The sequence below is a fragment of the Actibacterium sp. 188UL27-1 genome, assembly GCF_016901225.1.
Classification (GTDB): domain Bacteria; phylum Pseudomonadota; class Alphaproteobacteria; order Rhodobacterales; family Rhodobacteraceae; genus 188UL27-1.
Genome location: NZ_JAFEUL010000003.1, coordinates 222,493 through 244,402, shown reverse-complemented (window position 1 = coordinate 244,402; position 21,910 = coordinate 222,493). Strand labels below are relative to the sequence as shown.

Sequence of the window (21,910 nt, the reverse complement as noted above, 5' to 3'; positions counted from 1 at the left end):
AAGCCGCGTCGAGGGCGCGGGTGTCGCGCCCCGGCCAGTTTATGCTTGCTGGGTTTCGGCGCGGCGGGCGATTTCCTGACGGTAGAGCGCAAGGAAATCGACATTCTCCATATTCAATGGCGGGAAGCCGCCATCGCGGGTCACGTCACTGACGATACGGCGCACAAAGGGAAACAGCATCCGCGGGCATTCGATCAACAGGAACGGGTGCAGTTGCTCTTCGGGGACGTTCTCGATCAGGAAGATGCCGCCATATTCCAGTTCCATCAGAAACAGCGTTGCGGCGTCCGACTTGTTCTTGGATTCGACGTTGAACTTCAGGATGATCTCATACTGATTATCCACCGGGCGCTTTTTGGCATCCAGGTTGACCTGGACCGAAACGTCAGGCTGAACCTCACCCTGAATACCCTTTTGCGCCACAATATTTTCGAACGACATATCGCGGATAAACTGGCCCAAAACCTGCATTTTTACCTGCGGTTGCTGGGGGGCTGCGCCGTTTTCTGTGCCCTCGGCCATCGGAAACTCCTGATCAAACCTGTTATGTTGCGCGGTCGTTAGCAGGTCAGGTCAGGTGCATCAATGGCGGGTCCACCCGGACGGTCCATCGCGCGGTGCCGTTTGTTCGTCAAGATCCACATACTTCCCATCAATCACCGTTCGGGAGGCGGCCTGACCCTGCGCTGGGTCGCGCCGGGTGGCGGTGAAGCCGCTGACCTTGATCCGTTTGCGCAGAAACTGGAACGCGGCGACCCGGAAGGCCGGGACAAGCAGCAGAAATCCGACCGCGTCGGTGAAAAAACCCGGCGTCAGCAAAAGTGCGCCGGAAAACAGAATCATAGCCCCGTGGGCGAGCGCTTCGGTCGGGTCACGCAGCTCGTTGAAAGACCGTTGGACCTGTCCCAGCACCTGCAAACCCTGTTTCTTGACCAGATATGTGCCCAATATTGCTGTCAAAACGACGATTAACAGGGTCGGCCACAGACCCAAAAAAGATCCCACACGGATGAAAAGAGCGATCTCGATCAACGGAATCGCAATAAACAGGAGCAATAGTCGCATGGTTGCCTCTAATTTCGGGGGCGGGCATTAAGTGGACTTGCCTCACCAGCTCACCTACATATGTGCGGTGAGGCGAAAAAACCAACCCAGCCCTATTATGAGGTCCCGATGAACTCTGCCGTCATACAGCTACTGGTCTTGGCCGGGATTGCGATTTTCCTGATCCTGCGCTTGCGATCCGTTCTTGGCACGCGCGAAGGGTTCGAGAAACCACCATCGACCGTGTCGCGATCCGTGGATGCGTCGGTGAATGCCCGCCGTGATTTCGAGGTGATCGAAGGCGGCGTTGACCGCGATATCACCGACCATGTGGAAGATGGGTCAGACAGTGCCAAAGCGCTGGCCGCGATGAAGCTGACCGATCCGAGTTTCGTCGTATCGGACTTTTTGCATGGTGCGCGCGGCGCTTATGAAATGATCCTGATGGCGTTCGAAAGTGGTGAGCTGGACGATATCAAACCCTTCCTGGGTGAAGACGTGTTCCAGACCTTTGTTGATGTTGTGGCCGCGCGGGAAGATCAGGGCCTGAAGGTCGAAGCCAATTTCGTTGGTATCCGCGAGATTGGCCTGCATGATGCAACTTTTGACCGGGATACGAATACGGGTGAGGTGTCGGTCAAGTTCGTGGGTGAATTGACATCCGTTGTGCGCGACAGCGAAGGCGAGATCATCGAAGGCGATCCGAACGAGATCAAGCGCCAGCGCGACATCTGGACATTTGCCCGCCAGATGACCGGCGATGATCCGAACTGGGTATTGGTCGCGACCGGCGAATAGTGCGAAACACGGGTCTGTGGGTAAGGGTAAGACGCGAGGTTTGCGTCCCGATGAGCTTGCGCTGTGGCAGCAGGTCGCGCGCACGGCCACACCGCTGAACAAGCCCAAGGCGCGGCAGGCGGCGGAAGAGGCGGGGCCGGTTGAATCGCCGGTCACCCCGCCAGCTGAGATCCCCAAATTTGATATGGCTCAGACCGCACGACCGTCAGGTGGGGCCAGCATTGCCTATGCGTCGGCCTCGTCCAAGGCCGCACCACAGATGGACAGCAAGAAATTCGTCAAGATGCGGTCAGGCAAACTGGACCCGGATGCGCGGATCGATCTGCATGGTATGACGCTCAACCAGGCGCATCCGGCGTTGAACGGCTTTGTCCTATCCTCTCATCGGGCGGGGCGGCGGTTGCTTCTTGTGATCACCGGCAAAGGTAAAACCGTGCCGGATGACGGGCCGATCCCCTCCAGCCGTGGGGTTCTGCGCCGCCACGTGCCGCAATGGCTGCGCCTGCCACCGCTGTCTGCCATCGTGCTTGAAGTGACGCCAGCCCATATCCGCCACGGGGGCGACGGCGCCTATTACGTCTATCTACGTCGTGCGCGCTAGCGCCGGTGCCGCCCGGCGCACGCCCAGGCCGATGGTGACGGATGCCACCAGGAAATAAAAGGCGAGCCCATACATCTGCTGGCTGAAATCGACGCCCGCATCGATCAGCACACCGGACAGGCCTGGCCCGATGGCCGATCCCAGCACCATGACCGCTGCCGCCATCGCCTTGATCGCGCCGACATGGCGGGTGCCAAAGAACTCTGCCCAGAACGCGGATGGCAGCGTGGCATTGCCGCCGGTGGTGACGCCCATCAGCACCAGCCCAATCGCAGCGCCAGTGAGCGTATCGCTGGCGGCCAGAACCAGAAAGCACAGCGCCAGCGGCACTTGAAACAACGCCATCATGGGGGCGGTTCCAAACCGGTCGATTGCGAGGCCGGATCCCAGCATGGTCAGCACCGCCGTCAATGTGTAGAGCGGGAAGAGGGCGACAAGCTCCAGATGCTGCCAGCCCTTGATCTGTGCCAGATGGGTTTGCTGGAAAAAGAACGCGGTCACAAAGGCGGAAATGCCCATGATCGTGGGCACCATGGTCCAGAACAGCCAATGGCGAAACACCTCGTTCCGGCTCCAGTGCCGCGCACCCATCCCGGTGGAGGATTGCTGATCGGCAGCGGCCAGGGGTGTGCGTTCTTCCCGCAGCAACACCCAGATCGCAGGGGCCGCGGCCAATGCCATCAGGCCCGCCAGCCCCCATAGGGTTTGCCAGTCAAAGACCAGCATGAGCATCACGAACACCAGCGGCAAGACGGCCTCGCCGATGGAAAAGCCGAGCGTCGCGATGGACAATGCCTTGCCGCGGTTCTTGTCGTACCAGCGGGCCATGGCCACGGTGGCGATCTGGCTGGTCATCCCTTGGCCCATCAGCCGCAGGGCAAAGATCACCACGGGCAGGGCCCAGATGGCGGAGACGAACATCATCAACGCACAGGCGCAGGCCAGTAGCGGCAGGATTGCCATGGTCAGATCGCGCACGCGAAAGCGATCCGTCAAGGCGCCGGCCCAGATCATCACGACGGCGGAGGCCGCTGTGCCTGCCGTGTAGATCAGCCCCCAGGCGCCATCGCTGAGCCCGAACTCCGCCCGGATCTGCGTGGCAAAGACCGAGATGAAGAAGGTCTGCCCATAGCTGGACGAAAAGGTCAGCAGCACGCCCGCGGCCAGCCACCGGGCATTTCCCCGCATGAAAGACAGCATGATCCCCGGCCTGACAGATAATGACAGATCCGGGATAGGGCCTTCACCGGGGGATGAACAGCGCTATCGGGTGCCAGTGGCCGACAAGGCGGTAGTAGGGGATAGGATGACCTGCGTTGCATTGCGCACGGTCAGAACCGTGCCAGGCAACAGACCAGTGCGGCCCGTATCGCCCCGCTGGAAGGCGCCGTCGACCTCCGCCAAGCGGCTGATGATCCGGAGCAGGCTTGGCGAGGTCGCGGGTGCGAAGTGGCGTTGACCGGGATCGCGAAACTCGCTGACATCCAGAATGGTCACGCTCAGGTCTGCAACATCATCTGCCGTTGCAAGGGAGCCAAGCCGTTCATTCCGCCCCGTCAGTCGCGCCGACAAGCGCAAGGCGCGGTCACGGGTTGAGGTGAACAGAACAAAGGGTTGCGGCAGCGCGCCGATCCGGCTGGCCTGCGATCGAAACACCTCAACATCCAGATCGGGGGACATCAGGATGACGCCCCCGATCCGGTCCAGCACCCGTTGGTTGCCGGCAATGGCCAGTTGGCGAAGGGTTTCCATGGTGACGAGCGCCCCCATGGAATGGGCGACCATCACAATTTCCTGTGCCCCGGCATCGGTGACCTGCTGCAACATCTCCTCCAGCCCGTCGCGGGCATAAAGGGCGCTGTCGCGGTCATAGACATATCCCAGGGGGTTGCCTGCGGACGGCCAAGCATAGTTCATCGGCAGCCCGCCACCCTGCAGATCATGGGTCAGTTGCGCGATGCGAAAGACGCCGTCGGCCATCGTGTTGTTGAAGCCATGCACATAGATGACAGCCTCTCCCCCCTTGGCACGCAGGGCACGGGACAGATCTGAGCGAAAATCGGGCGCACCGGGATAGGTTTTCATCCGGGTTGCCAGAACATGGTTTGCCGGATCAGGGGGGCGACGCCCCGGCAGCGCGATATGGCCTGCCCGGTGACTGGGTGGGATCGACACATCGATCTGGGCAAAGCGGACCGCACCACGGGCGAACCCGGCAAAGGTCTGCGTCGTTTCAGAATAATCACGACTGGTCGTTACAAAGATCCGCTGGACCGACCCGACATTCGCCGTGTCAGGCACGATGACAAGGTTCGCGCGCGGGGCACAGCCCATGACCAGAACCACCAAAAGCAATGTCAGTCTTGTCATGGATGTCTTCGTTCAGATCGTTGGCTGGGAAAATGAACTTGGCGCTAAAGGACGTATTTGCTGATATCGGCGGACCGGGCGAGGGCGCCAATATTGTCTTCGACAAAGGCGGCGTTGACCTCGATCTGCTCTCCATCGCGGTCGGGGGCGGTGAAGCTCAGCTCCTCGAACACGCGCTCCACGATGGTGTAAAGCCGCCGCGCACCGATGTTTTCGACGCTCTGGTTCACTTCCGCCGCGATCCGGGCCAGCGCGTCGATGCCATCGGGGGTGAATGAGACCTCGACCGCCTCGGTCGCCATCAATGCGGTATATTGGCGGGTCAGGGCGTTGTCGGTTTCGGTCAGGATGCGGACGAAATCCTGTTCGGTCAGGGCGCGCAGTTCAACGCGGATCGGCAGGCGGCCTTGCAATTCGGGCAGCAGATCCGACGGTTTTGCGATATGAAAGGCGCCGGAGGCGATGAACAGGATATGGTCGGTTTTGACCGGGCCATGCTTGGTTGATACGGTCGTGCCTTCGATCAGGGGCAACAGGTCGCGCTGCACCCCTTCGCGGCTGACATCGGCGCCGCGGGCATCAGACCGGGCACAGACCTTGTCGATCTCGTCAATGAAGACGATACCGCTTTCCTGCACGGATTCGAGCGCAGCCTTGGTGATGGTTTCATCATCCAGCAACTTGTCAGCCTCTTCCGCGATCAGCAATTCGTAGGATTGGGAGACGGTCAACTTGCGCCGCACCGTCCGGCCGCCCATCGCTTTGCCAAAGATATCGCCCAGATTGATGCCACCCATGGGCGGCATGCCCGGCTGTCCCGGTATCTCGAACCCCTGCAGCGGGTTGGAGGTATCGGCCACGTCCAGCTCGATCACGGTATCGTCCAGATCGCCGTTGCGCAGCTTTTCGCGGAACATGGTCAGGGTCTGGTCACGGGCACCATCCCCGGCAATGGCTTTCAGCACGCGGTCTTCGGCGGCCTGATGGGCGTTGGCCTTGACCTGTTCGCGTTTTTCATCGCGGGTCTGGACAATGGCGGCATCTGTCAGGTCCCGGATGATTTGTTCGACGTCGCGCCCGACATAGCCGACCTCGGTAAACTTTGTGGCCTCGACCTTGAGGAAGGGCGCCTTGGCGAGTTTGGCCAGGCGGCGACTGATCTCGGTCTTGCCGACGCCCGTTGGGCCGATCATCAGGATGTTCTTTGGATAAACCTCGTCGCGGATATCATCGTTCAACCGTTTGCGCCGCCACCGGTTGCGCAGGGCGACGGCCACGGCCCGCTTGGCATCGGCTTGCCCGATGATGAACCGGTCAAGCTCAGAGACGATTTCGCGGGGGGTCAGGTCGGTCATAACAGGTCTTTCGTAACGCGGTTGGGCACAAGTCGCATCTCTCTATATCTCCGCGGGTGGCAGGTAAAACCCACAGATGAAAACACAAGGGCAGGTCCGGTTTTCACGACCGATCAGAGGCGCGTGAGATTGGATGTCAGCGGGTATCGCCAGGGCCGCCCCGTCCGTAGCGTGCTGGCAACACCCATATGCAAAGGATCCTGTCATGATTTCCCGGCGTACTTTTCTGGCCTCTGCCGCCGCAATTCCCGCTGCTGCAAGCCTGTCGATCATCCCCAACGCGGTGTCGGCCATGGGCAGGGGAACGTTCAGGGGCGCGAGCAACCATGTCACCCGGGGATCCGTCGCCATCGTGTCCCGCGACGGCAGGAATTACGTGCAGTTGGGGAATGATTTCTTCTTTGATGGAGCACCTGATCCCTGGGTGGCGTTGGGACGCAATGGCTATGCCCGTGAAACAAGGATGTCGAAACTGGCCAAGACCAGCGGCGCGCAGCTTTACCGGATCCCCGCCAACTTGGACCTGTCCAAATATAACCAGGTTTATCTGTGGTGCGAACGCTTCAGCGTGCCGCTGGGTGTGGCAAACCTGCGGTAAAGCTCAGGGCACGGCCGGTGCCGCCGGGGGAAGCGTGTCCCACGGCGGCAACCGGGTTTTGCCGGGAAAGCTGGGCAGGGTGTTCATCAGGCCGCGGCGCAGCTTTTCCCATTGTGCCCCCAGCAGAACCAGCCCGACGCCCAAAAGGAGGATCGCCCAGAACGCCTGATCCTCTGCCACCGTGACGGCCAGCGCGACCACATAGCCGACGCCCGAGACCAGGAATGAACGGCGGTCAATCGCGATGGCCATGACGGCGATCACCGCCAGAAAGCACAGCAATGTAAGGTAGGATGCGATGGTTTCTGCCTGAAATAGCGTCAATGCCACTGTATTGACGATGGCGGGGGCCGAGATGATGTGCAGCCAGAACCCGTTCTGCGCGCGGCGGGTCACCCGGTGCGGGTCCGACATGTCGAACCACAGGGCAATTGCGAACCCCAACAGGCCCAGCCCGATTGTCAGGATGGCAAGCGGCCCGTCATCCGATAGCAAGAACAGTTCTAGCGGTGACTGAATAACGCCCCCGCCCGATGCCAGGAGCCCAAAGCATGCGGTAAAGACCGACAAGGCAATCAGCAGCATCGCAAACGGGATACGGAAAACGGCCCAGAACCCGGTCAGCGCAATCGTACAGCACAGACCCGTGACGAAAATGGTTTCGCCGATCTCGTTTCCCAGGCCAATCCCAATCTGGGTGGCGCTGAGCCCCACCATGACAGTGAGTGCGATGGACGGCGCGACCATCCTGCGCCTGCGTGTGAAATACGTGGCGAGGCCCGCAAGAGCGGCAATGCCCGCCAGACCAAAGAGAATTGCGCTTACACCTGCATCATTCGTTCCGAAGGCAAAGACCGACACGGCGGTCAGCCCGGCCCAACCGGCATAGAGGATGCTGAGGCCGACCACGATGAATATCTCGTTGAAACCCTTGAACAATTCGAAAGGTTCATCAAGGCCATGCAGGTTTTCGCGAGCGCCGCGGCGGGCATCGGACAAGGCGACGATACCGGCTGCCTGCGCTTCGGTTATGGTGCCGTTCTGGACGGCGGCGCGGATATCGTCCCGGGTCAGGCTCATGACGATATCGTTTCCACGGTGAGGTTGCCGTTGGTGTAGACGCAAATGTCAGCCGCGATGGCCATGGCTTTGCGGGCGATCTCTTCGGCGTCAAACTCGGTCTCAAGCAGGCCGCGGGCGGCGGCGAGTGCGTAATTGCCGCCGGAGCCAATGGCCGCAACCCCTTGTTCTGGTTCAAGAACATCGCCTGCGCCGGTGATGACCAGCAGCTCGGACCCGTCGGTGACGATCAGCATCGCCTCCAGCTTTTGCAGGTATTTGTCGGTGCGCCAGTCCTTGGCCAGTTCCACACTGGCGCGGGCAAGCTGGCCTGATGTGGCCTCCAGCTTGGCCTCTAGCCGTTCGAGCAGGGTGAAGGCATCTGCTGTGGACCCAGCGAAACCGGCCACAATATCTTGTCCCGCGGTGTTCAGGCGGCGCACCTTGCGCGCCGTCCCTTTGATCACGGTCTGACCCAGGCTGACCTGGCCGTCGCCCGCCACCACGACCTGCCCACCACGTTTGACACCCAGGATCGTGGTGCCGTGCCAGCCGGGAAACTGATCCCTCGCCATCGTTAAAACTCCCGTATTTTGGCCATGCACATTCGATGCACAAACCGTATGTATTCCATACATACCGGATACATACGTATTGGGAGCGCCGAGAAAAAGGCCAGGTCTGTCATGGCGCGCTGCGCCGTTGGATTTTATGCCTCCGGCGGGGATATTTCTAAACACATAATGAGGCGTTCGCGGTTTGCAGGACACGTAAAAAGGCCCGGCGGATGGTCCGGGCCCTTGTCATGCAATCTGTGGATCGAGGGGCTTAGACGCTTTCTTCGATCCAGCTTTGGAGGGCGGCTTTGGGGGCGGCGCCTGTCTTGTTGGCGACGACCTCGCCATCCTTGAACATGAAGAGCGCCGGGATGCCACGCACGCCGAGGGAGGCGGGCGAATTGGGGTTCTCGTCCACGTTGACTTTGACGATTTTTACGCGGCCTTCCATTTCGGAAGAGAGCTCTTCCAATGCGGGGCCGATCTGTTTGCAGGGACCGCACCATTCGGCCCAGAAATCCACCACGACGGGGACAGCGGATTGTTTGACTTCGGCGTCGAACGTGTCGTCGGTGACGGCTAAGGTGGCCATGGGGGTTCTCCTTGGCATCAGGGTTGGGGGCGGAAGGTAGGGACGGGCTGGTTGGCCGTCAAGGGAAGGTGGCCGATTGCAACGTTTTGCTCACGAGGCCGTGTGGCAGGGTCATCAGCGTTGCGGTTTCGGTCCACAGGATGGCCGTATCGATCCGGTGGTTTGGGTAGATCTGGGCCAGGGCCATGGCATAGGCCCCCATCTGGCGCAGGAGGCCATCTGGTATGTCCTTGGCTATCTGCGGGACGGCGATGTTGGATTTGAAATCGACGGCCAGGACATGATCGGGCGCGATCAGCAGCCGGTCGATGGTGCCGTGCAGGATGCGGGTCGCGCCGGGGATGGGGGCCATGATGTCGACCTCGGCCAAGCTGTCCGGTGCGAAGATGTGGGTGAGTGCGGGATCGGTCAGCACGCGCTGTGCCCGGGTCAGCGCGGGTTGCCCATGTTCGCCCAACAGGGCGGCCGCCATGGCGGGCCAGTTGGCGGGATCCTGGCCGGGCAGGTGTTCCAGCAGCAGGTGGATTTGGCTGCCTTGAACCATGGCCTGTTCGGTGGTCAGCCCGCCATCCCATTCGCGGGGCAGCGCCTTTGCGCCGCCGAGGTTTGACGGGGAAATGGGGCCCACCGGACGGTCTGGTGCCGGAACTGTATCGGTGAGCCAAGGGGGCTTTGCCCATGGTTCGGTAATGGGCTGGTCCGCGGATTGCGGCGGTTCCATCGGCCAGGGCAGCGGTTCCAGCCGTTGGCCCGCGCCCAAGGCGAAATCCTGATGGACAGCGCCGGCCCGTTCCATCCCTTGCGCGATCTGGGCGTACCAGTCTGCGTCATTCTTTTGGTCGCCTGCCGCGCAGACAACCAGCCAGTTTTCGGCGCGTGTCATGGCGACATAGAGCAGCCGTTGGCGTTCTTCGCGGTCGCGATGTTTGCGGTCTTCGAGCGCGGTTTGCAGCGGCAGGGGGCTTTCCCCGGCGGGCGTCTTCCACAGGATGTTGCCGTCTTCATCGGACAGCAGGTCATCGCGGACACGCTCCTGTTTGGCACCCGTTTCGGGGAGGAAGACGATCGGCGCCTCCAACCCCTTAGCGCCATGGACGGTCATGACGCGGATCTTGTCGCCGGTGCTGTCCGCCCGGCGTTTGATCTCGACCTCGCCGCTTTCCATCCAGGCGAGAAACCCGGTGAGGCTGGGCGGTTCCTTTTGTTCGTAGTTGAGCGCCTGGGAGAGGATGGCGTCAATGCCATCCTCGGCCTCTTCGCCGAGGCGGGCAGTCAGATTGCGGCGGCCGTCATGGCGCAAAAGAATGCGCATCAGCAGGTCATAGGGGCGCAGGAAGTCGACCTGGTTCAGCAGGGTTGAAAGGAGGGTGCGGGCGGCTGTGTCCTGGGTGCGCATGGCCTCCCACAGGTAGCCTTTGCGGGGATGGGCGAGGCGGAAAAGATCGTCTTCGGTTAGGCCAAAGAGGGGAGAGCGGAGCGCGGCGGCGAGGGATAAATCATCCTCCGGTGTCGCCAGGAACCGCAGGAGTGCCAGCAGGTCACGCACGGCCAGTTCGCCGCCCAGTTTCAGGCGGTCGGCCCCGGCGATGGCATGGCCCGCCTCTTTGCAGGCGCGAATGATCTCGTGAAAGAGCGGCGCGCGGGACTGGACGAGGATCAGGATGTCGCCATCCGTGATGGGACGCGCGACCATTGCGCCCGCATTCGGGTTGTCGGCCTTGACGGGTTGATGCAGCACCTCGTCGCGCTTCATCCGCGTGATCTCGTCCGCGATGGCGCGGGCCAGGCGGTTGTTATGGTGTTCTGCGCTGACCAGATCCATGGGCGCGTCCCAGGGGTCTTCGTCTTCGGTTTCGGCCTTTTCGACCACGGGCCACAGATCGATACGGCCCGGCATGTCGCCTTTGAAGGCCGCATGGGTGACCTGGCCCAAGTGGCTGTCGGGGTTATCGAAGACCTGATCGACCAGCGTCAGAATCGCCGGGGCCGAGCGGAAGGAGTATTCCAGCCGCCGTTCGGCCAGAGGCTGTTCGATGGCGGTGAGGCGCCGGGCAAAATCATCGCGCATCCTGTCGAATCCCGAGGGATCAGCGCCCTGGAACGAATAGATCGACTGTTTCTTGTCGCCCACGACAAAGATCGTGCGGGTGTCATCCATGGCGCCGCTGGTGAATTCTTCGGTCAGGGCGCGGATGACCTGCCATTGCTGGGGGCTGGTATCCTGCGCCTCGTCCACCAGAATGTGGCTGATGCCACCGTCTAGCTTGTAGAGCACCCATTCGGCGAGGCCAGGGCGGATCAGCAGGTCGCGCGCCTTGAGGATCAGGTCGTCGAAATCAAGTTGCCCGGTCAGCGCTTTGCGCTGTTCGTAGCGCGGCAGGAAAGCGGCGGCGAATTGGTGCAGGATATGGGTTTTGCGTGCGGCCTGGAGGGCGAGGCGGTCTTCGCGCGTGTCCTCGACCCGTTGCATGAAGGCGTGGAGGTCAGCGGTTAGATCGGGATGCGTGGTGCGGATGCCTTTGGTCGGGAACCGGTCGAGTTTGGCGGCGAAAGGGTTTTTGGCCTTTTCGCCGTAAAGGAAGATGTCCTCCAGCCCGCCGAGTTTGGACAGGTCAAGGGGCCGGAGTGCGGCAAGTTTCCGGCCCGCACCCTGGTCTTGTGGTCCGCTGGCGGCGAGGATGGGCAGGAGTGCGCAGAGCATGTCATCTTCGGTGCCCTGAAACACGGCCTGCCGGATTGTGGTTTCATCGAAGCCGTCTGGAATACTGAAAAGCTGCGCCATTTCGGGCCAGTTCGGGTTGGCAGACAGGGCCTCCCGGTGGGTGTTGATCTGGGCCGTGAGGCTGGCAAGGCTCTGGTCGCTGACATGGGTGGCGGTGGCCTTAAACAGGTCGGGGTCGGCCTCGGCCAGGTCATTGAGGATATCGGCACGCAGGTCCTGGGCGGCGCGGTCGTCCATCTCGGTAAATCCGGGGGGGACGCCAGCTTCCAGCGGGAAGCGGCGCAGGAGCGTGGCGCAGAAGGAATGGATCGTCTGGATTTTCAGGCCGCCGGGCGTTTCGATGGCCCGGGCAAAGAGGCGACGCGCCTCGGCCAGGGTGTGGGGGTCGGTGCGGTCGACGCCCAGTTCGGCCAGGGCGGCGGCGAGGGGGGCGTCATCCTTCATCGCCCATGCCCCGAGGGTTGAGAATAGGCGGTTCTGCATCTCGCTCGCCGCGGCCTTGGTGTAGGTGAGGCACAGCACGGATTGGGGGGAGACGTTCTGCAGCAGCAGCCGCGCCACCCGGTCGGTCAGAACGCGGGTTTTGCCGGAGCCCGCATTGGCGGCAAGCCAAGTCGATGCCGTTGGGTCAGCGGCATCGACCTGTGCCTGGGTGGCGTTGTCGCGGGGGCTCATCGGCCCACATCCTCCGCCTTGGGCGGGTCAGTGTCGGACCATTCGCCGAGGCGGCTCAGATGGTCATAATCGCCTTCGAACCGGGTGGTCTGGACCGCGCGGCGGGCGGTGAACCCCTTTGTTTCGCTGTGGTAGTGGATGATCAAGCGGTGCAAACCCTCCCACGTGGTGTCGGGCAGATATGTGCCATCCTTGCCATCCAAGATGATGGGCCGGTCGGTATCACTGTTACCGAGCGCGATGTAGGCCAGTTCAGAGATTTGCCCTGGGCCGAGGTCTTTGAAACCCCCGCGGACGAGCATCGCCGCCTCAAGCGTGAGTTGTTTATCGAACGCTTCGACCTCTTTTTGGCTGGGGGGCTTGCCGGATTTGTAGTCGTAGATGGCGAAGGTGCCGTCCCGCCGCTGGTCGATCCGGTCCGGTTTCGCGGTTAGGGTAAAGTCGAGACCGGGCAAAGCAACCTGCCCCCGGCGTTCTTCCAGAACGGGGATGCCGTGGGTCGCGCGCGGGGTTTCGCGCGCGACGATATCCGGCAGAACAGCCCTAAATTTCGCTTGCCAAAGGTAGGCCATGGCGGGCCATGGGACGTCTTGGTGGAGGACCTGTGCCATGCTTTGCAAAAGAGCGGATTGGGCGATGGCGGGATCGGTGGGCAGTGCGTGGCCTTCGCGGATGACGCCGCCCATGACGCGGTGCAGAAGCGTCCCGCGGAGGCGGGCATCGGGTTCGGGCAAGACCGGATCAAGCGGATAAAGCCGCAGAACATGGCGCGCATAGACGGCGTAGGGATCCCGAATCAGGGTCGAGATTGCGGTGACGGGGAGTTCCCTGGGCCGCGCCTCTGCCGGGGGGCATGGTGAGGGGCGGCCTGCCGGAATGATCTGTGCCGTGGGTTGGTCGAGTGTTCTGGCCAAATGCATCAGGTCTGCGCCGCGGCGTTCCATGGCAGCGAAAGCCGCCTGCCCTTCGTCGCTGGTGCCGCGCAGCAGATTGCCGAGGCGGTTCAACCAACGGGAGGGGATCGTCTCGGCTTCATCATCGCGGAGGGCACGGGACAGGATGACCTCCTGCGCCGAGATCGCCTGTTGGAAGTCATGGGCAGACAGGCCGACTCGCCGTTCGGGCAGCAGCAGTCCCGCGTCAAGCCGCATGGTCCGGTTCAACCAGGGGTCAGGGCTGGGCAGTTCGGGCCAGACGCCATCATTGAGCCCGCCGAGGATCACCAGATCTGCCCCTTGCACCCGTGCCTCCAGCGTGCCCCAGATCATGACATCGGGGTGGCTGAGTTGCGCTTCCCGCACCTCCTTCCCCGCAAGCACGCCGGAAAATAAGGTGAGATAGTCACGGTGGCTCATCCGCCCGCCATGGGCCGCGCTGCCCTGCAGATCATTTACGGTGGTCTGGGCGGCCTCGCCCGCCGTCTCTTTCCAGAGCGCGCCGGAGGATGTGGCACTGGGGCCGCCCGCGATACGTTCGGCCAGTTCCAGGTGATCGGTCAGGTGGTCTGAGAGATCCCGGTCGCCGGGTGTTTCCCCCGTCAGCAGGGTCTGGTCCAGCCAATCGGCCCAGGCCGTTGGCGGGTGGTCAACCTTCGCCAGCCATGCCGCGGTATGGGCTGGGTTGGGAAAGGCGTAACCCTCGCGGCGCAGGAACAACTCCAGTTCTCGCGTCCAGCGCAGGTGGTCGCCCCGTTGATCGGTCGAGCAGGTGAGCGGATGCTTCAGCAGGGTCAGCACATGGTCCAGCCGCAGGGGTTTGGCCATGGCCGCCCCGACATGGCGCAGAAACCGCCCCGGCGCGGATTGGTTCAGCGGTCGCCCGGCGCTGTCATCGGGGGTGATGGCCCACCGGTCAAGAGCGGCGGTGACCTGCCGGGTCAGCATCCGGTCGGGTGTGATCAGAGCCGCTGTTTTACCTTGGGCCAGCGCCTGGCGGAGGCAGAGGGCGATTGTCGCCGCTTCCTCTCGCGGGGTCGGGGCCTGGACAAGGGTCATGTGCGCGGTCGTGCCGGTGAGATCCGTGAGGGTCCGGCTTTGCGCCCGCCATTGATCGGTCACGGGGGCCGGACGCAACGCCAGAGAGATCAGCCTGTTGCAGGCAGGGTGCGGTGGCGTGATCTCGGCCCATTTACGGACGTCTGTCGGGCCCAGTTTCAGGGTCCGCATCAGGTGACGGAACCGGTATTGGGGGTGATCCTCGCCCGTTTTCGGATCGTCGAGTTCAGACCAAATGTCGGGCTGCTGGTCAAAATCATATCCTGGCAGGATCAGGGCGCCTTGGGGCAGGTGGGCCACAGCTTCCATCAGCAGGCGGGTCGCCCCGCGCGAGCCGGTGGAGCCCGCGATGAGCACCGGATCCTGCGGCGGATAGGTTGCCCAGTGGCGTTGCAAGGCCTGGGTGACCTGCCGCAAGCGCGCGTCCGATCCAAAAGGCCGGTCAAGGGTTTTCAGGTAGTTGGTCACGATGCTCAGGATCGTCAGACTGCGTCCCCAATGGCTGGCATGGTCGGCCACATCCAGGCGGTGCAGCGTTTCGGGCGCGGCACCTTCGCCTTGCATCTCGTCCATCAGGGCGGCCAGGCTATCCGCCAGATCGAAAAGTGCTGAGCGGGGGGCGAGTTCCGGCTGGGCATCCATTAGACGCGCCAGGAGCTGTCGGAGTTCGAGACGCACTTGAAGCGGCGGTAACGGCGTGGGGATCGCCGCGCCGATAGGGCCATCGTCGGGGGTGGTGATCAGCCGGATCTGGGGCAGCAACCGCGGGGGCCCGGCGGCCAGAAGATCCAGGATGCGCCGCTGCATCCGGCGGGTATTGACGTAAAGCGTAACCCGCGCCCAGGCGACGGGCGGTGCGCCGGCCAGGCGGTGTTCGAGCCCGGCAATGACGGCGCGGGGGAAATCCACCCCCGGTGCGGTGCCGAACATCCGGGGGCCGGGTGTGTCAAACATGGGCGCGCATGGCTTCGGCCAGGGCGATGCCGTCGGGGCGGCCGACATCGGCCCAGTGGCCGGGATAGATCAGGCCGAACAGCGTGCGGTCGGCGATCATCTGGTTCCAGACGGTGTTGAGTGAGAATTTGGTTTCTGCAATATCTGACAGCCGGTCGGTTTTCAGGATCTGTGCGCCAGCATAGACTGGCCCCTTGCCGCGGGTCAGGCGGCCAGCCGGATCAATCAGAAAATCCCCGGTGCCGGTATGGCCCACGGTCTGATCCAGCGGGACGAGGAGCACCAGTGCGTCCATTGTCGCTGGGTCCCAGGCATCGCGCAACAGTGTGAGCGGGTTTGGTCCGGCCCAGACGGCATCGGTGTTGAATGTATAGACCGGATCGACACCCAGGAGCGGCAATGCCTGGCGCAGCCCGCCGCCAGTTTCCAGGATATCGGGATGTTCGTGGGAAAAGGCGATGTCTGGCCTGTCCCGCAAGTGGTCGCGGATCTGATCCCCGCAATAGTGTAGGTTGACGACAACCCGGTCCAGCATCAGCGCGTCGATCTGTTCCAATGCGTGGTCAATAAGCGGACTGCCCGCGACCGGGATCAGCGGTTTCGGGCGATCGCGCGTCAGGTCCCCCATGCGTGTGCCGAAACCGGCGGCAAACAGCATCAGGGCGCGGGGGTGGTCGCGCATATCCGGCGTAACCTTTCAAGTTTTGCGAGTGTTGGGTCTGGCAGGAGCGGCATGACAGCGGCTTTGACCGCGGCAAGGGCGGGGTGCTGTAGGTCGCGTTGCAGATGCGCCCATACCCGGGGAATCAGGTCGATATAGTGGTGCTTTCGGTCTCTTAGCGACAGGCGGGCAAAGATGCCGAGGATCCGCAAATTGCGCTGGGCCCCCAGCGTGGCGAGGGCGGTGCCGAGCTGATCGGGGTTGTCGCCGCTGCGGGACAGGTAATGCGTGATGGTAGCCTGCCGTGTTGCGGGCGTGACATCCCGGCGGGCATCTTCAAGCAGCGACACCAGATCATAGGCTGGATGGGCCAGAACGGCATCCTGGAAATCCAGCAAACCGGCGCGGTTGGTCCCGGATGCGTCGCCCAGCCAGATCAGGTTTTCGGCATGATAATCACGCAAAGCAACGACAGGTTGCATCCCATCGATCCGGGTCAGGGCGTCGCACAGGGCGGTGTCTACGTGGGTGTGATCCGGGGGGCGATCCCCCTCGGCGCAGTACCATTGGTAGGCCAGGTCTGTCAGATTTGTCATGACGTGCGGTGTGAACTGGGCCAGGCCGGGCAGAACAACGCTGTGCCGCAGGTGGAGCAGTACGTCTGCCGCAACCACGTAGAGTTGGGGTTCAAGGTCTGGTGTCTGCTCTAGCACGCGGGCGAAAATGGCATCGCCCAGGTCCTCCAGCAGCAGCACCCCCTGCGCCAGATTCTGTGCCAGAATGCCGGGCGGTCGAAGACCGATTTTGCCTAGGTAATCAGCCACCTCCACAAAGCGCGGCGTATCCGGGTTTGCGGTCACGGGCGCATCCATCAGAATCGCCCTACGGTCCCCCAGTTCCAGACGGATATAGCGCCGGTTTGAGGCGTCACCCGTCAGAAACTGGTGCTTGGCCGCGCCCCAACCGTGTGCGGTCAGAAAGCCCGTTATCGTCGTTGCGCGGCTCATCCGAAGCACTGGGCCGTTGTCGCAAGGAGTGCCGCCCATTTGGGATCTTGCGCTGAAAGGGTCAGGCGCCGCCCGGTCCCGCTCAGGGCAATTTCGACGCTTAATGCATGAGCGGGGGCTGTGCGTCCCAAACGGTCTGGCCATTCCACGAGGCATAACGCGGCCTCAAATGCCTCATCCAGGCCCAGTTCGTACACTTCGCCCGGATCACCAAGGCGATAAAGATCGGTATGCCAGATCTCTCCCTTGGTCGTGTCATAGGTCTGCACCAGCGTGTAGGTCGGCGAGGGCACATCCTCAACCCGATCCTCGCCCGCCAGTTTAGATAGGATGATGGCCCGGGCCAGATGGCTTTTGCCGGCACCGATTGGTCCGGCCAGCAATAGCGTGTCGCCATTTCCCAACAGCGGCGCAAGTGTTTGCCCCAGCCGGGTTGTCGCCTCTGCATCCGGCAGGATCAGGGTCTGTGTCAAAGGGTCTGCAATGATCATGCAGCCACATTACCCGGGGGTCGCAGGCCCGCAAGCCCGATCACCGAATGGCCGTGACCGCCGATTGAAGCGTGGTTTCTTCCCCCTGCGGAACGTCCGCGATCTGACGGAAGGTGATCATGGTTGTGTTACCCGTCAACGGTGCAACTCGGCACAACAGATGGCCGCCCTCGTTCAACTCCACAACACCGTCCCATTCCGCACGTTCGCGATCCCCCGATACGAAATCGCGGGCATCGCCCCAGATCGGAGAGGGATGGCACAGGTCCTGCCATTCCCGGGTGGCGTCCACGATGCTGGTTTCGTTCAAGGTCGCGTCAGGCTGGGATTTCCACAGATCGGCATAGGTGTTGTTTGTCAGCAGCAACGTGCCCCCGGGGGAGAATACGGCAACTGCCTCCTCCATGTTGTCGACCACATCTTGCAACAATTCCAGTTCCGACCGAAAATTGCGGGTCAGCGAGATTTCGGCACTGATATCTTCAAACAAAAACGCCACCGCCCCGTCGGGGTGGGGCTGGCCCGTCACGCGGTAGGTCTGACCGGTCGGCAATGACCAGTTTTCCTGATACGTGCCGTTGACCGCGGCGGTTTCCAGATCGCTGATACCGCGCCGCCAAGCTTTGTAATCCTTGGGCTCAGGCATGCGCTGTTTTTCCCTGAGCGTATCCAGAAACGTATACAAAGACGGCCGGGTCGCTAAAAAGCCTGGCTCCAATGTGGTAAGATCTGTAAGCGCGGGGTTAAACAACGCAAGTAACCGATCGCAGTCGAAGATCGCAAGCCCGATGGGCAGATCGGCAAATGTCTTGGACAGGGTTTGGACAAATTCGCGAAGGGTCGTTTCCGCAGTGACAAGGCGATCAGCGGGCAAAGCGAAATAAAGCGTGTCGTTTTCTATGGGTTGCGACACGCATTCAAACCACAGCTTCTTTTTATCATGCTCGACGGTGATCGAGATGCGGTGCATCCCGTCGGTTTTCATCAGCTTGGGCACTTCCAGGTCCCGAAACACTGTTGGCAGAGGCCAGGTTGTGATTTCCTGAGTCACGCCAACGTCCCGGCACAGCGCCATGTAGCTTCCATTGGCCCAGCTGACCTTGTTTTCGGCGTTCTGGCGCCAGACCAGCAAGGGCGCATCATCCACGATCCGATGCAGGATATCCAGCTTGTCCGTCAGCGCATTCAGGGCGAAACCGTCCAACGGTGTTGCATCATCAGGCGTGACAAGCTCGGCGATGGTCAGGCGTAGGATACCGCGCCGGATCTCTGCATCGATCCGCGATGCGCCATCTTCGGCATCCAGGGAAAAATCGCCGTCTTCCGTCAGTTCGCCTATGCGCGCTTCCACTAAAGGAAAGGCAGGCCTAAGCAATCCTATCAGCTTTTCCCAGGAACTGATATCGCGGGTATCAGCATTAATCATTTGATACGCACGCGGCGTGGCATCGAATAGCTCATCACCATCGAACATGAATACGATGTGGTCTTCTTTTTGAGTTTGCGGTGAGCGCTTTACAGTATCTTTTTGAGCAAAAACGGAAAAAGCCCAGAGGGCAACAAGCGCTGATCCAAACGATGTCAGAACCAGCAGAGCTATATATGGCAATGCGAGCGTCCCCATAAAAAAACGCAATCCTTTACAATTACCAGCACGGCTCTGAACGTTCAGGCGTTAATGTTAACGATAGGTTAACGATTGGTCATGCAATAGGAATTGGTTCATTTTTACCTAAAGGTTCCGCGGAGTTGGTGGAAAATGGAGACAAACTGTCCCGTTTCCAAACCGCTTCGACCAACGCACCGGATTTTCGGCTTCGGACCGGTCCGCTGCCGACGACATCACCGATATTTGTAAAGGTCATCTCTGCGCCGGTCCGCTCAAGCAGGGTCTTGGCGATGAACAGGCCCAGCCCCATTCCATCATAGCCCGGGCGCTGGTTTTTCTCGCCCCCATTTCGCCGAGTGCTCATGAACGGGTCGCCGATGCGCCCGATCAGCTGGGAGGGGAAGCCCTTGCCATCGTCCACAATTCGGATGGAGATCGTGTCACTGTTCCAGCGCGCCTCGATCCAGACGGTCTTTTTGGCAAAATCCACGCCGTTCTGCACCAGGTTACGCAGGCCATGGATGATCTCTGGTTGGCGCAAGATGATGGGCTGCACAGTTTCACCCCCCGTCGCGGGGGAGACATCGAAATGCAGGTCTTTACCTCTGCCCTGGTGGGGTTCTGCCGCCTCCCGGATCACGCTTTCCAGAGGTGCGCGGCGCATATGCGGATCGTCATTGCCCGCGCGCCCCATGGATCGCAGGATATCACGGCATCGATCCGCCTGATCGCGGATCAGCATCGCATCTTCTTTCAGGTCGGGATGATCGGAAAGCTCATCGATTAGCTCGGCGCTGACCAGTTTGATCGTGGCCAGAGGTGTGCCTAATTCGTGCGCAGCGGCGGCAACGACACCGCCCAGATCAGTCAGCTTTTGTTCGCGAGCAAGGGCCATTTGCGTGGCCAGAAGGGCATCTGACATGGCGTTAAGCTCGACCGAGACGCGGCGCGCATAGATCGCCATGAACGAGATGCCCACCACGATGGCCACCCAGAAGCCAAAACGAAAGATTGGCGGAAGCTCCAGCAAGATGCCCTGTTCCGTCCGTAACGGAATGTAGACGAACGCCAAAAAGGTGGTCAGGACGATGCCAGCCCCACCCAGGATCAAGGTGGATCTGAGGCGCAAGGCCGTGGCCGCCACCGAAACCGGCGCCATCAGCAGCAATGCAAACGGATTGCTGAGACCCCCGGTGAGATACAGCAGAAAGGACAGCTGCGCGAGGTCGAAGAGCAGCGTGACCTGGGATTCGTGCTCTGACAGTCGTTTGTTTTCGGGGTAGATGAAGATTGCAATCAGATTGGCGATGATCGCAGTGCCGATGGCAAGGTAGCACAGCCCCAGATTCAGATCCAAATCATAGTAGTATCGGGCGGCTGCAATTGCCCCCAATTGGCCCGAAACCGCCAGCCAACGTAGGAAAATCAACGTGCGCAGGCGAATCCAGTGACTGCGGCTGGAGACTTGGGATGTACCAAGGTCAAAGTCTGGGCCCATGTGCCACCTGATTGTGAGTTGCGATCAGCCTCATTTGATACGAGAACCAGAACAACGTGGCAAATGCGCCATCGCATGGGGAGCAAGCATCATGGATCGTCTTTATGTTTCAGTTGCCGCAGTTTCGGTTGCAGCGGTTGTGGGGGGTACGGCAGCGTTTGTGTTTCTGGGTGGCGAGCCCGACAAATATGCCGATTGCATCTCGGCCAAGGTGGGTGGCGATGCCCAGATTGGTGGGCCGTTCGAGCTGATCAGCGAAACCGGAGAGACGGTGACCGACGCGCAGGTGATCGACAAGCCGACGCTGGTCTATTTCGGCTACACGTTCTGCCCGGATGTCTGCCCGCTGGACACGGTGCGCAACGCCGAAGCGGTGGATCTGCTCAAGGAAAAGGATCTGACCGTGAAGCCGGTCTTCATTTCGGTGGATCACGGGCGCGACACGGCAGAGACCATGGATGATTTCACGGCCAACCTGCATCCTGACATGCTGGGCCTGACGGGTGACGAAGATCAGGTTCGCAAGGCGGCCCAGGCTTATCGCGCATATTACGACATTCGTGATCCGGATGATGAATACTACTTGGTTGACCATTCGACCATCTCATACCTGATGACCCCGGAAGAGGGATTTGTCGCTGCATTTGAGCGCGCTATCTCAGGCGAACAAATGGCAGAGCAAATTGCCTGTTACCTGGAGGCTGCCTAGCATTTGACCCTTTCGGGCCAAGCCGTTAGCCTCCGATAAATGTTTGGGGGGCAGCCGCATGGCGGACCGAGATCTTGACGATATAGGCGAAGACAAAAGTCTACTGATCGTCGATGATGATGAACCGTTTCTGCGGCGCCTGGCCCGTGCCATGGAAAAACGCGGGTTCGAGCCGGAGATGGCCGGATCCGTTGCCGCAGGAAAGGCGATCGCAACCGCCCGCGCGCCAGCCTTTGCCGTGGTTGACCTGAGGTTGGAAGATGGCAACGGATTGGACGTGGTCGAAACCCTGCGGGAGAAGCGGCCTGATGCGCGTGTTGTCGTGCTGACCGGCTATGGGGCCATCGCGACCGCCGTCGCTGCCGTGAAAATCGGGGCCACCGATTACTTGTCAAAGCCCGCGGACGCCAATGATGTGACCAATGCGTTGCTGGCGCGGTCAGATGCGCTTCCACCCCCACCAGACAATCCGATGTCGGCCGACCGTGTGCGCTGGGAACACATTCAGCGGGTTTATGAGCTATGCGACCGAAATGTCTCGGAAACGGCGCGGCGGTTGAATATGCATAGGCGAACGCTACAGCGCATTCTGGCAAAGCGCAGCCCGCGCTAGGAG

The 21,910-nt window shown here is 61.3% G+C and carries 20 protein-coding genes; 5 read left to right on the top strand and 15 right to left on the bottom strand.

Features of this window, described 5'->3' with window-relative positions:
- Positions 1 to 39: 39 nt before the first annotated feature.
- Both secB and IU397_RS06550 read right to left on the bottom strand, forming a co-directional pair.
- On the bottom strand, positions 40 to 522 hold the full coding sequence (gene secB / locus IU397_RS06555; RefSeq protein WP_204411907.1) for a protein-export chaperone SecB: 483 nt from the start codon (positions 520 to 522) through the stop codon (positions 40 to 42).
- A 60-nt stretch (positions 523 to 582) separates the two neighbouring features.
- Complete coding sequence (locus IU397_RS06550; RefSeq protein WP_204411906.1) at positions 583 to 1,065, bottom strand: FxsA family protein; 483 nt, start codon at positions 1,063 to 1,065, stop codon at positions 583 to 585.
- A gap of 108 nt (positions 1,066 to 1,173) precedes the next feature.
- On the opposite strand from IU397_RS06550, the gene IU397_RS06545 reads away from it, so the two are divergent.
- Together IU397_RS06545 and IU397_RS06540 are read left to right on the top strand one after the other, a co-directional pair.
- The gene (locus IU397_RS06545; protein ID WP_204411905.1) at positions 1,174 to 1,842 is read left to right on the top strand and encodes a Tim44/TimA family putative adaptor protein; all 669 of its coding nucleotides are present in this window, start codon (positions 1,174 to 1,176) and stop codon (positions 1,840 to 1,842) included.
- Between the two features lie 40 nt (positions 1,843 to 1,882).
- The gene (locus IU397_RS06540; protein ID WP_239479642.1) at positions 1,883 to 2,443 is read left to right on the top strand and encodes a Smr/MutS family protein; all 561 of its coding nucleotides are present in this window, start codon (positions 1,883 to 1,885) and stop codon (positions 2,441 to 2,443) included.
- On the opposite strand, the gene IU397_RS06535 is transcribed toward IU397_RS06540, so the two are convergent.
- The 3 genes from IU397_RS06535 to hslU form a co-directional block, all read right to left on the bottom strand.
- Entirely contained in the window at positions 2,426 to 3,643 is a 1,218-nt protein-coding gene (locus IU397_RS06535) for an MFS transporter (RefSeq protein ID WP_204411903.1), read from the bottom strand. The two genes, IU397_RS06540 and IU397_RS06535, sit on opposite strands and share 18 nt — an antisense overlap.
- Positions 3,644 to 3,706: 63 nt before the next feature.
- The gene (locus tag IU397_RS06530) at positions 3,707 to 4,813 is read right to left on the bottom strand and encodes an alpha/beta hydrolase (RefSeq protein ID WP_204411902.1); all 1,107 of its coding nucleotides are present in this window, start codon (positions 4,811 to 4,813) and stop codon (positions 3,707 to 3,709) included.
- Positions 4,814 to 4,857: 44 nt separating this feature from the next.
- Positions 4,858 to 6,168: an ATP-dependent protease ATPase subunit HslU gene (gene hslU / locus IU397_RS06525; RefSeq protein WP_204411901.1), complete on the bottom strand. Its 1,311-nt coding sequence runs from the start codon at positions 6,166 to 6,168 to the stop codon at positions 4,858 to 4,860.
- 205 nt (positions 6,169 to 6,373) lie between these two features.
- Between hslU and IU397_RS06520 the strand changes: the two genes are divergently transcribed.
- Positions 6,374 to 6,766: a DM13 domain-containing protein gene (locus IU397_RS06520; protein WP_204411900.1), complete on the top strand. Its 393-nt coding sequence runs from the start codon at positions 6,374 to 6,376 to the stop codon at positions 6,764 to 6,766.
- A 3-nt stretch (positions 6,767 to 6,769) separates the two neighbouring features.
- Here the strand turns inward: IU397_RS06520 and IU397_RS06515 are convergent, their stop codons facing one another.
- The 10 genes from IU397_RS06515 to regB form a co-directional block, all read right to left on the bottom strand.
- Entirely contained in the window at positions 6,770 to 7,846 is a 1,077-nt protein-coding gene (locus tag IU397_RS06515; RefSeq protein ID WP_204411899.1) for a hypothetical protein, read from the bottom strand.
- A complete protein-coding gene (hslV, locus tag IU397_RS06510; protein WP_204411898.1) occupies positions 7,843 to 8,400 on the bottom strand; it encodes an ATP-dependent protease subunit HslV in 558 nt (185 codons plus the stop codon). The genes IU397_RS06515 and hslV overlap by 4 nt, the downstream gene beginning before the upstream one ends.
- 253 nt (positions 8,401 to 8,653) lie before the next feature.
- Positions 8,654 to 8,974: a thioredoxin gene (gene trxA, locus IU397_RS06505; protein WP_204411897.1), complete on the bottom strand. Its 321-nt coding sequence runs from the start codon at positions 8,972 to 8,974 to the stop codon at positions 8,654 to 8,656.
- A gap of 58 nt (positions 8,975 to 9,032) precedes the next feature.
- Entirely contained in the window at positions 9,033 to 12,371 is a 3,339-nt protein-coding gene (gene addA / locus IU397_RS06500; RefSeq protein WP_204411896.1) for a double-strand break repair helicase AddA, read from the bottom strand.
- Entirely contained in the window at positions 12,368 to 15,319 is a 2,952-nt protein-coding gene (gene addB / locus IU397_RS06495) for a double-strand break repair protein AddB (protein ID WP_204411895.1), read from the bottom strand. Before addB ends, addA begins: the two co-directional genes overlap by 4 nt.
- Positions 15,312 to 16,001, bottom strand: coding sequence for a nucleotidyltransferase family protein (locus tag IU397_RS06490; protein WP_204411894.1), 690 nt, complete (start codon positions 15,999 to 16,001; stop codon positions 15,312 to 15,314). Before IU397_RS06490 ends, addB begins: the two co-directional genes overlap by 8 nt.
- Complete coding sequence (locus IU397_RS06485) at positions 15,977 to 16,987, bottom strand: aminoglycoside phosphotransferase family protein (RefSeq protein ID WP_204411893.1); 1,011 nt, start codon at positions 16,985 to 16,987, stop codon at positions 15,977 to 15,979. Before IU397_RS06485 ends, IU397_RS06490 begins: the two co-directional genes overlap by 25 nt.
- Positions 16,984 to 17,478, bottom strand: a complete 495-nt coding sequence (tsaE, locus tag IU397_RS06480; protein WP_204411892.1) for a tRNA (adenosine(37)-N6)-threonylcarbamoyltransferase complex ATPase subunit type 1 TsaE — start codon at positions 17,476 to 17,478, stop codon at positions 16,984 to 16,986. The genes IU397_RS06485 and tsaE overlap by 4 nt, the downstream gene beginning before the upstream one ends.
- 40 nt (positions 17,479 to 17,518) lie before the next feature.
- Positions 17,519 to 18,952, bottom strand: coding sequence for a PAS-domain containing protein (locus IU397_RS06475; RefSeq protein ID WP_204411891.1), 1,434 nt, complete (start codon positions 18,950 to 18,952; stop codon positions 17,519 to 17,521).
- Positions 18,953 to 19,181: 229 nt separating this feature from the next.
- Complete coding sequence (gene regB / locus IU397_RS06470) at positions 19,182 to 20,585, bottom strand: sensor histidine kinase RegB (RefSeq protein ID WP_204411890.1); 1,404 nt, start codon at positions 20,583 to 20,585, stop codon at positions 19,182 to 19,184.
- A gap of 91 nt (positions 20,586 to 20,676) precedes the next feature.
- On the opposite strand from regB, the gene IU397_RS06465 reads away from it, so the two are divergent.
- Positions 20,677 to 21,294: an SCO family protein gene (locus tag IU397_RS06465; RefSeq protein ID WP_204411889.1), complete on the top strand. Its 618-nt coding sequence runs from the start codon at positions 20,677 to 20,679 to the stop codon at positions 21,292 to 21,294.
- 58 nt (positions 21,295 to 21,352) lie between these two features.
- Positions 21,353 to 21,907: an ActR/PrrA/RegA family redox response regulator transcription factor gene (locus IU397_RS06460; protein ID WP_204411888.1), complete on the top strand. Its 555-nt coding sequence runs from the start codon at positions 21,353 to 21,355 to the stop codon at positions 21,905 to 21,907.
- Positions 21,908 to 21,910 lie beyond the last annotated feature (3 nt).